This is a genomic window from Mesobacillus maritimus, from assembly GCF_044803185.1.
GTDB classification, from domain to species: Bacteria; Bacillota; Bacilli; order Bacillales; family Cytobacillaceae; genus Mesobacillus_B; species Mesobacillus_B maritimus_B.
In genome coordinates this window covers 3,984,826-3,998,164 of record NZ_CP085225.1, presented here as the reverse complement: position 1 = coordinate 3,998,164, position 13,339 = coordinate 3,984,826, and the positions used below count along the sequence as shown (strand labels likewise).

Here is a 13,339-nt window from a genome sequence, read left to right as displayed (position 1 = left end):
TTTTTAGGAGGAAAAGGAATGGCCAAGGTAAATCACGCCCAAATTGAGGATGCGGTGCGTTTATTATTAGAAGCTGTAGGGGAAAATCCAAACCGAGAGGGTCTTCTAGACACACCAAAACGGGTTGCGAGGATGTACGAAGAAGTTTTCGCTGGGCTAAACCAAGATCCTGAGGAATATTTTGAAACCATTTTTGGGGAAGACCATGAGGAATTAGTTCTTGTTAAAGATATCCCGTTCTACTCGATGTGTGAACACCACCTAGTCCCTTTTTATGGAAAAGCACATGTTGCCTATATTCCTAAAGGTGGGAAGGTTACCGGATTAAGTAAACTAGCTCGTGCAGTTGAAGCGGTGGCAAAAAGACCGCAATTACAAGAGAGAATTACTTCAACCATTGCCAATTCAATTATGAATAAGCTTGAACCCCATGGAGTTATGGTCGTCGTTGAAGCTGAGCATATGTGTATGACGATGCGAGGAGTCAAGAAGCCAGGTTCAAAAACGGTTACCTCTGCTGTAAGAGGAACTCTTGCTGAAGACGTGAGTGCCCGTGCTGAGATCTTGGCGTTAATTAAAGAATAAGGGTGATGAGAATGGAAAAAAAACCTGTGCAAAACACAGATTATGTCGTTATCAAGGCGAATGAAGATGGGGTTAATGTAATTGGCCTTACACGTGGGACAGATACGAGGTTTCATCACTCTGAAAAGCTTGACCAAGGTGAAGTCATGATTGCCCAGTTTACCGAGCACACCTCAGCAATAAAGATTCGCGGAAATGCTAGTATTTTGACCTCCTATGGTGAAATCACTAGCGATAAAAAATAATAGGTTTTAAAAAATGGCTGTTTTTGTAAAGAGTGTTGTTAAAATTGTAAAAATCTTAAAGCCGATTTTTACTACCTAAAGCCGATTTTAACGTAAGAAAAGCCATTTTGTGCGTTGAAATTAAATTTGCAAGCTCTTTTCTCGTAATTCAAAGCGATTTTCTGATGAAACATCGTTTATTCAATTCTATTTTATAGTCAAAAGTAACAAAGTATGAGAAAAGAGCCTTAAAATCAAACAAATTTGTTACAGTTTCGGATCTGAAATATTGGTAATCACCTTTTATTTGTATTTCATTCCCCAAGTTAACTGTTATTTATGATATAATTGTGACTGCTTTATAGTATGGATAATTTTTATAAAGAGAACCAACAAATAGATGCGATATTGGGTAACCTAGCGATACTGCTAGTCAAGCCAACTTCAGGACAAGGGTGATTCATTTGCAAGACTTCCACACAACAATAGAGCGCGTAAGGGATCAATTATCGAGAAAGTTATTTCATTCGTACTTGTTTCAGAATATTGAAGCACCAGTGGTGGATGAGGACAAACTCCTGCTTTTTGTTTCGTTTCTTCATCAACTTGGACTATCGAAGGATGAGATAGATAATTATAGTGTCACTACAATGCTTTTGCAAATAGCCCTTGATACTCATGAAAATGTCCAGAATTCCATGCCTGAAGAAGAACCATCTGGATTAAAAACTCGACAACTAACCGTATTGGCGGGTACCTACTATAGTGGCTTATTTTATCAACAACTTGCACATGCAAAAGACATTGAGATGATTACAACACTTGCTGCAGGTGTTAAAGAGGTTAATGAACATAAAATTTCCGTGTATCGTAAGGACTCGGATGCAATAGATAAACTAATGAATAGTGTTAAACTGGTTGAATCTTCGCTGTTTTCTCGGGTAGCAGATCAATTTGGGGCTTTGGTATGGAAGGATCTTCTTATCAATGTTATGTTTGTAAAACGGATGATTGAGGAGGAAAATCGATTTCTACAATCTGGATCATCCATAGTTTTTGATGGGCTTAAAAAGCTATCATTTCCGAGAAATAATCAGGAATTGGCTAAAATCTCTTCTGAACAACAGAAATATCTGCTTTCCATTTGTGAACGCTATATAGATTTTTCCATCAACATCATTGAAGCGGCTATGAAAAAGCTGCCTGCCATGGAAAATCTCACGAAAGAACGTCTGGATGAGATTCTTGGCCAGAACCGATCGATTACTAAAAAAACGTTGGAAGAAGGGTGAACATGGGGCAGTCAAAAGAGGAACGCGTTCACGGTGTATTTGAAAGCATCTATAAAAATTATGATCAAATGAACTCCGTCATTAGCTTTAAACAGCATATTAGATGGCGTAAAGATACAATGAAAAAGATGGATGTCCAACCTGGTAAGAGTGCACTGGACTTATGTTGTGGAACAGCCGATTGGACGATTGCGCTTGCTGATGAGGTTGGTCCGGAAGGGAAAGTCGTTGGTTTAGATTTCAGTAGAAATATGTTGAAAATTGGCGAAGAAAAAGTCAAACAACGAAATCTTAAACAAGTTACTCTTGTTCATGGAAATGCAATGGAACTTCCATTTGAAGATAATAGCTTTGATTATGTAACAATCGGCTTTGGTCTACGAAATGTCCCTGACTATTTGCAAGTATTAAAAGAGATGAATCGTGTTCTTAAGCCTGGGGGAATAGGCGTGTGTCTTGAGACCTCTCAACCTGAAATGTTTGGGTTTAAGCAGGTTTACTATTTCTATTTCCGATTTATTATGCCTGTTTTTGGAAAGCTTTTTGCTAAAAGTTATAAAGAATATTCATGGCTTCAGGAATCTGCGCGGAGTTTCCCTGGCATGAAGGAGCTTGCTAAGATGTTTGAAAAGGCCGGTTTTGTTAATGTGCAATACAAACCTTACACCGGTGGCGTAGCAGCTGTCCATTTTGGACATAAAAAATAGTGCTGGGTGGAAATGATGAAATTAAAGATGATGTATTCATATTTAAATTCAGATATAAACACAATTGAGAGAGAGCTTGAATCAACGATTGAAGCTCAATCTCCGTTGCTCCGCCAAGCTTCCCTACATACATTACGCGCAGGGGGAAAGCGGATTCGACCTGTATTCGTACTACTTGGTGGGAAATTTGGCAATTACGACATTAATGTCATAAAAAATGTGGCCGTGCCCTTAGAGCTTATTCACATGGCTTCCCTTGTCCACGATGATGTTATTGATGATGCCGAGCTTCGAAGAGGTCAACCGACGATAAAGGCTAAATGGGACAATCGGATCGCCATGTATACTGGCGATTATATTTTTGCTAGAGCACTTGAATTAATAGGTGAAATAAAAGATCCTACGGCTCATAGAATCTTAGCTGATACTATTGTTCAACTTTCTGTAGGTGAGATTGAGCAAATTAAGGATAAATATAACTTTGACCAAAACCTTAGGAATTATTTCCGAAGAATTAAGCGAAAAACCGCGCTTCTAATTGCAACAAGCTGTCAACTAGGCGCTGTAGCATCAGGAGTTGAGGAGAAGGACCATAAGAACTTATATCGGTTTGGTTATTATGTAGGCATGAGTTTCCAGATTACAGATGATGTTCTCGATTTTACAGGAACAGAACAAGAACTAGGGAAACCTGCTGGTGGCGACCTGCTCCAAGGGAATATTACACTACCTGTTTTATATGCAATGGATAATGAAGAAATCCGCAGCAAAATAATAAATGTTCATGAAAATAGTTCGAGGGTAGAAATGGATGAAATCATCACCATGATTAAGCAGTCTGGAGCAATTGAAAAGTCACTAGATATTAGTGATCGTTACCTTGCGAAAGCTCTAGACGTCCTCGAAGAGCTTCCACAAAATAAAGCGAAAAAAACATTGCGTGACATTGCCAAGTTTATTGGGAAACGGAAATATTAGCAACTTGCTAATTTTTCTAAAAAATGATACTATTTTAGATGGCTGTTCAAGGTAGCGGCCAACTATACATATGATTTTTTTAGGAGTGGAGTATCGTGGAAAAAACGTTTCTAATGGTCAAACCTGACGGAGTTCAACGCAATGTTATTGGTGAAATCGTTTCCCGCTTTGAAAGAAAGGGGTTTCAACTTGCTGGTGCGAAGTTGATGTCTATTCCAACTGAACTTGCAGAGCAACATTATGGAGAGCATAAAGAACGACCATTCTTTGGAGAATTGGTAGACTTTATTACTTCAGGTCCTGTATTTGCAATGGTATGGCAAGGGGAGAATGTCATTTCTACCGCACGTCAAATGATGGGGGCAACGAACCCTAAAGATGCAGCTCCTGGTACAATCCGTGGAGACTTCGGCCTAACGGTTGGGAAAAATATTATTCATGGTTCTGATTCTCCTGAAAGCGCTGTCCGCGAAATCGGTTTGTTCTTTAAGGAAGAAGAATTGGTAGAATACAATAAAAATATCAACGAGTGGATTTATTAAGAGAAAAAAGGCGTCTGCTTTAGCAGATGCCTTTTTTTAGTGCGCCCAGCATGGGTCCAGTCTATAGGGTGCAAGTCCCGAACTGTGAAGGCAGAAGTAGCAGTAGCTTAACGCAAGGGTGTCCGTGGTGACGCGGAATCTGAAGGAAGCGAGCGGCAAACCTCCGGTCTGAGGAACACGAACTTCATATAAGGCTAGGTATCATTGGATGAGTTTGCTAAACAAAACAAAGTCCTTTCTGCCGAAGGTGATACAGAGTAAATGGAGCAGATAGATGGAGGGAAAGACTGTACTCTTACCTGGGGAGGTCTGGCTGGAAAGCCGAGCACACTCGGTAAACTACTCTGAGAAGAGTAGCTGAGCAGTCAGAAGTCAGCAGAGGTCATAGTACTTGACTAGCTATAGATAGTTAAGGAAGGACTGAACATTTAGGAAGAATATACACTAGGCGTTCACTGGTTATGATGATACAGACAATCCATTAATGGACTTACTTGAAGGAGGACGTGGTGAATTCCACTGGGGACTTTAAGAGGGTGGAATAAGCAGTGGCACAATCAGAACGTATATTCACGAGAAAGGATTGTATCGGAATGATGGAACGACTACTGTCGCGGGAAAATCTACTTTCGGCATTAAAACGAGTCGAAAAGAATAAGGGTAGCCACGGTGTAGATGAAATGCCTGTAAAATCCCTACGAGCGCATCTTCTACAAAACTGGCAAGAAATCCGAAATTCAATAGAGACTGGAACTTATGAGCCTATGCCAGTCAGACGTGTCGAAATCCCGAAACCGAATGGCGGCATACGTTTATTAGGAATTCCTACCGTGACAGATCGTTTGATTCAACAAGCGATAGCCCAAATATTAACCCCAATCTATGACCCATCCTTTTCCGAAAATAGCTACGGGTTCAGACCTAGAAGAAGAGCACATGACGCTGTTAGGAAAGCAAGGACATATATAGAAGAGGGCTATAGATGGGTAATAGATATGGATTTAGAAAAGTTCTTCGACAAAGTAAATCACGATATGCTTATGGGACTCTTGGCGAAAAGAGTTAAAGATAAGACGCTTCTAAAGTTAATTAGAAAATACTTAGAATCGGGAATTATGATAAACGGAGTGGAGATTATCAGTGAAGAAGGAGTTCCTCAAGGTGGACCACTTAGTCCACTATTGTCCAATATTATGCTAGATGAACTCGACAAGGAACTAGAGAGAAGGGGACATAAATTTGTCCGTTACGCAGATGACTGTAATATCTACGTTAAAACCAAGAAAGCAGGTTTACGTGTTAAAAGCTCTATAACTGCCTTCATTGAGAAGAAACTCAAGCTAAAAGTGAATGAGGGGAAAAGTGCAGTAGAACGACCGTGGAAACGAAAGTTTCTTGGATTTAGCTTCACATCACACCGGAATCCTAAAATCCGTATCGCAAAAGAGAGTATAAAGAGAGCTAAAAATAAAATAAAAGAACTGACATCAAGGTCGAAATCCATCTCAATAGAATTACGCATTGAGAAATTAAATGAATACCTTGTAGGTTGGTGCGGATATTTTGCGTTGGCCGATACGCCAACTCCCTTTAAACAACTAGATGAAACAATTCGAAGAAGACTTCGGATGTGCCTGTGGAAACAATGGAAACTACCTAAAACCAAAGTAAAAAGGCTCATTTCTTTAGGAGTTCCAAAAGAAAAAGCCTTTGAATGGGGAAATTCACGTAAGAAATACTGGCGCATTTCTAATAGTCCTATTTTAAACACAACGCTTAATTTAGAATTTTGGCGAAAACATAAGCTGAAAAGTCTAGTAAATAGATACAATTACTTACGTCATACCTAAGTGAACCGCCGTATACCGAACGGTACGTACGGTGGTGTGAGAGGTCGGGGGTTAGTCACCCCCTCCTACTCGATTTGCTACGCGAAACAGGCGCTTTCGCTTTTGGTAAAAGAATAAGTAGATTTAATAAGAATTATTTAGAGAATTGTCCAGCTCTTGCGCCTAGCGACTAGTGGACTTCGCTCTTCTCCCTGCAAGTCAACATCGAATTTCTAACGCTCTTCGTGTTGTCTAGCTCCAGCGACTAGGGGCTCGGGACATAAGCCAATCCGTCAAGAAGGTTAAAGAACAACCTTCTGGCCGGCTCGTCTTATGCCTGTCGCCCCTGGGCAAGGCGCTTCTGCTTTTCATTTTCCTTTATCTCAGTCGAAGCGCTCCAGTCCATACGTCGCAAAGCGGACGCTTCTGCTTTTCTTAAAAGATGAGGAAGTATAAAAGTTTTAACTTAGAGAACTGTCTAGCTCCAGCGCCCTAGCGGCTAGTGTCCTTCACTCTCCGAGTAAAAATCGGGTTTTGGATTTTTACCGCCCTACGATAAGTCAACATCGAATCGCCTCCGGCTCTTCGTGTTTCCTTTATCTCAGTTGGAGAGCTCCAGTCCATACGTCGCTAAACGGACGCTTCCGCTTTTCTTTTTATTTTTTAAATTTTTGCTATTTTTATTTAAACGTGTATGATATATTGGTACATAATCCACAAATCCTTTAATGAGTTGAAGGGGGAAAGAGTATGAGATATTTAACAGCGGGTGAATCGCATGGTCCACAGCTTACAACAATTATTGAAGGTCTTCCGGCAGGATTGCCTTTAACGGCAGAAGATATAAACACTGAACTAGCAAGAAGGCAAAAAGGTCACGGCAGAGGACGAAGGATGCAAATTGAGAAAGATGCAGCTCAAATTATGGGGGGCATTCGTCATGGTTATACACTCGGGTCTCCGGTGGCACTTGTTGTCGAAAACAAAGACTGGACGCATTGGACTAAAATTATGGGTCAAGGACCGCTTAATCAGGATGAGTCAGAGGAAGTTAAGCGAAAAATTACCAGGGCTCGACCTGGGCATGCGGATTTAAATGGGGCGTTAAAGTATGGTCACCGCGATATGAGAAACGTTCTTGAACGTTCTTCAGCTCGTGAAACGACAGTGAGAGTTGCAGCAGGTGCTGTAGCAAAAACACTCCTATCACAACTAGGGATTAAGATTGCATGCCATGTGTTAGAAATTGGTGGGGTACAAGCAGAAAAGATACCTTATTCCTCATTAGAAGAGTTGAAAGAAAAAACAGAAGCATCACCAGTTCGTTGTTTCGATTCAAATGCTGAGCAGAAAATGATGGATGCCATTGATGATGCAAAGAAAAATGGAGACTCAATTGGTGGGATAGTAGAAGTCATTGTTGAAGGGATGCCCGCTGGAGTTGGCAGCTACGTTCATTACGATCGGAAGCTTGACTCAAAGCTTGCCGGGGCAATGGTTAGTATCAATGCTTTTAAAGGCGTAGAAATTGGAATCGGATTTGAAGCTGCTAGAAAACCAGGTAGTGAGGTACACGATGAAATTGCTTGGGATCCTGAACTAGGATACTACCGAAAAACAAATCGTCTAGGTGGTTTCGAAGGTGGAATGACAACAGGAATGCCGATTGTGGTTAGAGGCGTAATGAAACCTATTCCGACTCTTTATAAACCATTGCAGAGTGTAGATATTGATACAAAGGAACCCTTTGCCGCAAGCATAGAGAGATCTGATAGCTGTGCGGTGCCTGCAGCAGCCGTTGTTGCAGAAAGTGTTATTGCTTGGGAGATTGCAGCCGCAATCGTAGATCAATTCTCTTCGGATCGACTAGATGTCCTTCAAGCAGCAATTGAGGAACAGCGCCGGTATGCGAGGGAATTTTAATGGAAACCATCACAATTAAAGCTGGGGATCAAGCGTATCCGGTACACGTTGGTTACGGGATATTGAATCAATTGCAATCTTTTTTGCAAAGTCAATATCCTCAGCTTACTTCTATTCTGATCATTACCGATGAAACTGTTGGTGAACTGTATCTAGAAGAATTAATACAGTTAGTTGAGCATAAGCAAATCTACAGTAAAGTTGTTCCAGCTGGAGAGAAAGCCAAAACGTTTGAAGTTTATTATGATTGTTTGAGCTATGCACTTGAAAAGAAACTTGACCGAAAATCAATGATATTGTCGTTTGGTGGCGGTGCCGTTGGCGATTTAGCCGGTTTTGTCGCAGCGAGCTTTATGAGGGGAATACCGTTTATTCAAATTCCGACAACAATACTTGCTCATGATAGTGCAGTAGGTGGAAAGGTAGCGATTAACCACCCACTTGGGAAAAATATGATTGGGGCCTTTTATCAGCCTGTTGGTGTTTTTTATGATTTGAACTTCTTAGCATCACTTCCTAAAACGGAGTTACGGTCAGGGTTTGCTGAAGTCATTAAACATGGACTTATAAGTAATCATACCTTCTATAATTGGCTCTTAGATAGGATCAAGAGTTTGGAAGCTATTCCTAACCCATTGATGGTTGAGTTTTTGACTAAAGGAATTAAAGTAAAAGCTAGAGTGGTAGAAAAGGATGAAAAAGAATCTGGCATACGAGCCTATCTGAATTTTGGGCATACTTTGGGTCATGCTATTGAAGCGGAAGTTGGATATGGGAAAATAACACATGGAGAGGCTGTAGCCATTGGCATGGTCTTTGCACTTCAACTTAGCTCACAGGTATACAATTTTGAATTTAATACATCAGAATTCATTCAGTGGTTAAAGCAATTGGGCTATCAAACGGAGCTGCCTAAAGGGCTATCGGTTGAACGACTAGTTGGAAGGATGAAGCAAGATAAAAAATCATACGGTCAGAGTGTTCGTTTTGTGCTTCTAAAGGACATTGGTCAACCGACTGTATGTGAAATATCTGACGGGTTTTTATTAGAAAACCTGGAAATCTCCATAAGACAGGGGGGGCTATGAGTGATTAGAGGGGTTAGAGGAGCGATTACGGTTCTTGAAAACAATGAAGTGGAGATTGTTTCCGCTACTCAAAGACTAGCACGGGAAGTAATTAAGGAGAATGGAATAAATCCTGAATCCGTAGCATCCGTGTTTATTTCGGTAACGGAAGATGTAAATGCGGGATTTCCTGCAAAAGCTCTTCGTCAAATTGAAGGGTGGTCATTAGTCCCGGTAATGTGTATGCAGGAAATTCCTGTACCTGGTTCGCTTTCAAAATGTATTCGAATTATGTTCCATGTGAACACAGATGCTCGTCAGGAGGATATCAAGCATATTTATCTTGAAGGAGCTAAAGCATTGCGCCCAGATCTTTTAAAATCTAATAACAGATTATAAGAATTATACAACACAAAGAGTTCAATAGAGGTGAAAACAATGAAATGGAAACAGCCGTTGCTATCATTAAAACCATATCAGCCTGGAAGGACAATTGAGGAAGTAAAAAAACAGTTCGATCTTGAGGAAATAGTAAAACTTGCTTCTAATGAAAATCCATTCGGTTGTTCTCCGAAGGCGGCAACAGCGATTCGGGAATATTCTCCACTGTTATCCCTATACCCAGACGGTTATGCCACTAAGCTACGTGAAGCCGTTTCTAAGCACTTAGAAGTAAGATCTGGACAGTTAATTTTCGGAGATGGTTCCGATGAATTAATACAAATTATTTCAAGGTCACTTCTGCATTCAGGGACAAATACAGTGATGGCTTCAGGTACCTTTTCGCAATACAAGCATAATGCTGTGATTGAGGGAAGTGAAATTAGGGAAATCCCTCTAATCAATGGTGCACATGACCTTACGTCTATGCTGAATGCGATTGATGAAAAGACAAGTGTTGTCTGGCTTTGTTCCCCTAATAATCCTACAGGAGTTTACATAAAGCGTGAAGATATTTATGACTTCCTGTCAAAAGTTCCTAAGGACGTTCTTATTGTCTTAGATGAGGCCTATTATGAGTATGTTTATGCAGAGGATTATTATGATTCGCTTTCCCTAGTAGAGGAATATCAAAATCTAATCGTTTTACGGACTTTTTCTAAGATATATGGATTAGCTAGCCTAAGAATAGGATATGGCATAGCGAATGAAGAGATTATCAAAGTGCTAGATCCTGCAAGACCACCTTTTAATGTCAATGCACTCGCGCAGGCCGCCGCCGTTGAGGCGATACAAGATCAGGCTTTTGTCGATGAATGTCGAGTGGCAAATCAAAAGGGATTGCAGCAATTCTATCAATTTTGCGAAGAGCAGCAATTAAATTACTTTCCTTCACAGGGGAATTTTGTCCTCATTGATTTTAAATGCGATGGAAATGAAGTCTTTCAGTTTTTAATGGAGAGAGGATATATTGTCCGTTCAGGAGTTCCACTAGGATTTCCTACCTTTGTAAGAGTGACAGTTGGTTCAACGGAACAAAACGAAGGGGTAATCAGCAAGATGAGAGAATTCCTCGCGGCGAATGCAACTTTATCGTAGGCTCTTTTCTCAAACTTTATTGCTTTAGCTTAAAAAGTTTGATTGGTTAAGTAATGGTTAACTTCAAGATAGCGTAATTTACGAGAAGAGAGCTTGTAATCTATATTTCAACGCACAAATTAGCTGTCTTTGCGTTAAAATCGGCATTAGGATTTTAACAACCATCTTAACGAAAACAGCCTAATCGTAAAAAAGAAGGTGATTTTTTGGAAGGCCGCGTGTTTGTGATTGGCTTAGGCTTAATTGGAGGTTCCTTGTCCCTCAGTATAAAAGCTGAACATCGTGATGCAATCATGATTGGATATGATATCAATGAAGAACAAGCAAGATTAGCAAAAATGATGGGGGTTATTGATGAGTGTACCGAAAGCATCGAAGAAGGTGCGAAGGAAGCGGATTTAATCATCATAAGTACACCGGTTACTGTAGCGGAAGGAATCATAGAATTGCTCTCTCAGATTCCTTTAAAACCAGGAGTCATTGTGACTGATACAGGAAGTACAAAAACAACGATTACTGATAAGGCTTCTTGTTTGATCGAAAGAGGGGTCTGTTTCATCGGTGGGCATCCGATGGCTGGTTCCCACAAAAGTGGAGTCACGGCATCCAAAAAAATTCTATTTGAAAATGCCTTTTATTTGTTCACTCCAACATTAGAAATAAATCCAGAAAAAATTAAGGTCCTCAAAGAATGGCTTAAAGGCACAAATGCGAAGTTTTTAACAGTATCTCCTGAGGAGCATGACTATCTTACTGGCGTAATTAGCCATTTTCCTCATGTAATCGCTGCTTCCCTTGTCCATCAAGCAGCTGCTGCCGAACAACGCTCTAGCCTTGTTGGAAGACTGGCGGCAGGGGGGTTCAGAGATATTACGAGAATTGCCTCTAGCAGTCCAACCATGTGGCGTGATATCTTGCTTCATAATCGGAGTGTTCTGCAAGATTTACTTCTAGAATGGAAGGATGAGATGCAAAAAGTCATTACACTTTTAGAATCTAATGATGGTCACGAGATTTTTCGATATTTTGATGAAGCCAAGAAATTTCGAGATGGTCTTCCCGCAAAGGAAAAAGGAGCTATTCCAGCTTTTTATGATTTATTTGTAGATGTTCCCGACTATCCAGGAAGTATCTCGGAAATAACGGGTTATCTAGCAAAAGAACAGATAAACATTACGAATATCCGTATTCTGGAGACAAGGGAAGATGTTTATGGAGTACTTGTGATTAGTTTTCAAAACGAAAATGACCGAACTCGTGCTGACCAATGTATTCAACAATACACAAGTTTTGAAACAACCATGGGATAATATTTTTGGGGTAGTGTAACCTTGATTAAATAATTTTAAAGGAGTTCAATATGGGAGCGAAAAAGCTGATATCCAATCAATCATCCCTTAATGGGGTGATAAAGGTACCAGGAGATAAATCAATATCCCACAGGGCCGTAATGTTCGGTTCAATCGCTTCTGGAACCACGACAATTGAAAACTTCTTGCCTGGTGAAGACTGCTTAAGTACCATTGCTTGTTTTCGAAAATTAGGTGTCACAGTCCATCGGGATGGAAGCGATGTTACAGTGGAAGGGAAAGGCCTCAGTGGTCTTCAAGAGCCAGAAACGGTTCTTGATGTAGGGAATTCTGGAACGACGATTCGTTTATTAATGGGGATTCTTTCTGGTAGACCTTTTCACTCGGTGTTAGTGGGAGACGAATCCATTGGGAAGCGTCCGATGACGCGTGTTACCCGACCGCTTGCACAAATGGGGGCGAAAATAACCGGCAGAAGGGACGGAGAATATACTCCACTCTCTCTTTCTGGAGGAGCACTAGAAGGAATTGAATATAAGCTCCCGGTGGCAAGTGCGCAAGTAAAATCGGCGATTCTTTTAGCTGGTTTGCAGGCAAGCGGAGAGACGACGGTCATCGAACCTGAAAAAACAAGGGACCATACGGAACACATGATAAGATTATTCGGTGGCGAGGTAACTTCCAATGGTAACGTTGTTACTGTTAAGGGAGGACAACAGCTTACGGCCACACATGTTAATGTTCCCGGAGACATATCTTCAGCGGCCTTTTTTCTTGTTGCAGGAGCTATTGTTCCCAACAGTTCTATTGAGTTAACGAATGTCGGTTTAAACCCAACAAGGACGGGAATCCTAGAGGTTCTTAAAGCGATGGGTGCAGACATGACCATTGAAGAGTATGAATCTAAATCAGGAGAGCCAGCTGGAAATATTACCATTAGAACATCTTCATTAACAGGGACGATTCTTTCTGGGGACCTTATTCCGCGATTGATTGATGAGATTCCAATTATTGCCCTGTTAGCCTCTCAAGCTGAGGGGAAGACAGTTATTAAAGATGCGGCAGAGTTAAAGGTCAAAGAAACGAACCGTATTGATACTGTTGTAAATGAGTTGAGGAAGCTCGGTGCAAACATTGATGCAACAGAGGATGGAATGATCATCCATGGAAGGTCCGGTATGCTTAAGGGTGAGACAGTATCAAGTCATGGTGATCATAGAATTGGTATGATGCTGGCTGTGGCAGCTCTGATCAGTAACGGTGAGGTATATCTTGAACAAAGTGAAGCGGTTGCTGTCTCCTATCCTCAATTTTTCACCGATCTTCATTCATTATTTTTGTGA

Annotated in this window: 13 protein-coding genes; all 13 read left to right on the top strand. The window is 40.8% G+C overall.

What is annotated here, in order from left to right:
• The first annotated feature begins 18 nt into the window (after positions 1-18).
• The 13 genes from folE to aroA all read left to right on the top strand — a co-directional run bounded on the left by folE (position 19) and on the right by aroA (position 13,339).
• The gene (folE, locus tag LG336_RS19345; protein WP_404329121.1) at positions 19-585 is read left to right on the top strand and encodes a GTP cyclohydrolase I FolE; all 567 of its coding nucleotides are present in this window, start codon (positions 19-21) and stop codon (positions 583-585) included.
• Between the two features lie 11 nt (positions 586-596).
• A complete protein-coding gene (mtrB, locus tag LG336_RS19340; protein ID WP_404329120.1) occupies positions 597-830 on the top strand; it encodes a trp RNA-binding attenuation protein MtrB in 234 nt (77 codons plus the stop codon).
• 434 nt (positions 831-1,264) lie between these two features.
• Positions 1,265-2,101 carry a heptaprenyl diphosphate synthase component 1 gene (locus LG336_RS19335; protein ID WP_404329119.1) on the top strand — a complete coding sequence of 279 codons (837 nt, stop codon included), beginning with the start codon at positions 1,265-1,267 and terminating at the stop codon, positions 2,099-2,101.
• A 2-nt stretch (positions 2,102-2,103) separates the two neighbouring features.
• A complete protein-coding gene (locus tag LG336_RS19330; protein WP_404329118.1) occupies positions 2,104-2,808 on the top strand; it encodes a demethylmenaquinone methyltransferase in 705 nt (234 codons plus the stop codon).
• Positions 2,809-2,823: 15 nt separating this feature from the next.
• Entirely contained in the window at positions 2,824-3,786 is a 963-nt protein-coding gene (gene hepT / locus LG336_RS19325; protein WP_404333227.1) for a heptaprenyl diphosphate synthase component II, read from the top strand.
• Between the two features lie 95 nt (positions 3,787-3,881).
• Complete coding sequence (gene ndk, locus LG336_RS19320) at positions 3,882-4,328, top strand: nucleoside-diphosphate kinase (RefSeq protein WP_404329117.1); 447 nt, start codon at positions 3,882-3,884, stop codon at positions 4,326-4,328.
• Between the two features lie 593 nt (positions 4,329-4,921).
• On the top strand, positions 4,922-6,178 hold the full coding sequence (ltrA, locus tag LG336_RS19315) for a group II intron reverse transcriptase/maturase (RefSeq protein ID WP_404333086.1): 1,257 nt from the start codon (positions 4,922-4,924) through the stop codon (positions 6,176-6,178).
• Positions 6,179-6,907: 729 nt separating this feature from the next.
• Positions 6,908-8,080: a chorismate synthase gene (gene aroC, locus LG336_RS19310; RefSeq protein ID WP_404329116.1), complete on the top strand. Its 1,173-nt coding sequence runs from the start codon at positions 6,908-6,910 to the stop codon at positions 8,078-8,080.
• Entirely contained in the window at positions 8,080-9,168 is a 1,089-nt protein-coding gene (gene aroB, locus LG336_RS19305) for a 3-dehydroquinate synthase (RefSeq protein ID WP_404329115.1), read from the top strand. Before aroC ends, aroB begins: the two co-directional genes overlap by 1 nt.
• Positions 9,169-9,546 (top strand): chorismate mutase, encoded by a 378-nt coding sequence (gene aroH / locus LG336_RS19300; RefSeq protein ID WP_404329114.1) that lies wholly within the window; start codon positions 9,169-9,171, stop codon positions 9,544-9,546. It begins immediately after the preceding gene.
• Positions 9,547-9,585: 39 nt separating this feature from the next.
• Positions 9,586-10,686, top strand: coding sequence for a histidinol-phosphate transaminase (gene hisC / locus LG336_RS19295; protein ID WP_404329113.1), 1,101 nt, complete (start codon positions 9,586-9,588; stop codon positions 10,684-10,686).
• Between the two features lie 206 nt (positions 10,687-10,892).
• Positions 10,893-11,996, top strand: coding sequence for a prephenate dehydrogenase (locus LG336_RS19290; protein WP_404329112.1), 1,104 nt, complete (start codon positions 10,893-10,895; stop codon positions 11,994-11,996).
• 50 nt (positions 11,997-12,046) lie between these two features.
• Positions 12,047-13,339, top strand: coding sequence for a 3-phosphoshikimate 1-carboxyvinyltransferase (gene aroA / locus LG336_RS19285; RefSeq protein ID WP_404329111.1), 1,293 nt, complete (start codon positions 12,047-12,049; stop codon positions 13,337-13,339).

What these genes read in the sequence shown, in the direction of transcription:
- folE (WP_404329121.1), top strand. Translation starts at nt 19, where the DNA reads ATGGCCAAGGTAAATCACGCCCAAATTGAGGATGCGGTGCGTTTATTA.
- mtrB (WP_404329120.1), top strand. Translation starts at nt 597, where the DNA reads ATGGAAAAAAAACCTGTGCAAAACACAGATTATGTCGTTATCAAGGCG.
- LG336_RS19330 (WP_404329118.1), top strand. Translation starts at nt 2,104, where the DNA reads ATGGGGCAGTCAAAAGAGGAACGCGTTCACGGTGTATTTGAAAGCATC.
- hepT (WP_404333227.1), top strand. Translation starts at nt 2,824, where the DNA reads ATGAAATTAAAGATGATGTATTCATATTTAAATTCAGATATAAACACA.
- ltrA (WP_404333086.1), top strand. Translation starts at nt 4,922, where the DNA reads ATGATGGAACGACTACTGTCGCGGGAAAATCTACTTTCGGCATTAAAA.
- aroC (WP_404329116.1), top strand. Translation starts at nt 6,908, where the DNA reads ATGAGATATTTAACAGCGGGTGAATCGCATGGTCCACAGCTTACAACA.
- aroB (WP_404329115.1), top strand. Translation starts at nt 8,080, where the DNA reads ATGGAAACCATCACAATTAAAGCTGGGGATCAAGCGTATCCGGTACAC.
- hisC (WP_404329113.1), top strand. Translation starts at nt 9,586, where the DNA reads ATGAAATGGAAACAGCCGTTGCTATCATTAAAACCATATCAGCCTGGA.
- aroA (WP_404329111.1), top strand. Translation starts at nt 12,047, where the DNA reads ATGGGAGCGAAAAAGCTGATATCCAATCAATCATCCCTTAATGGGGTG.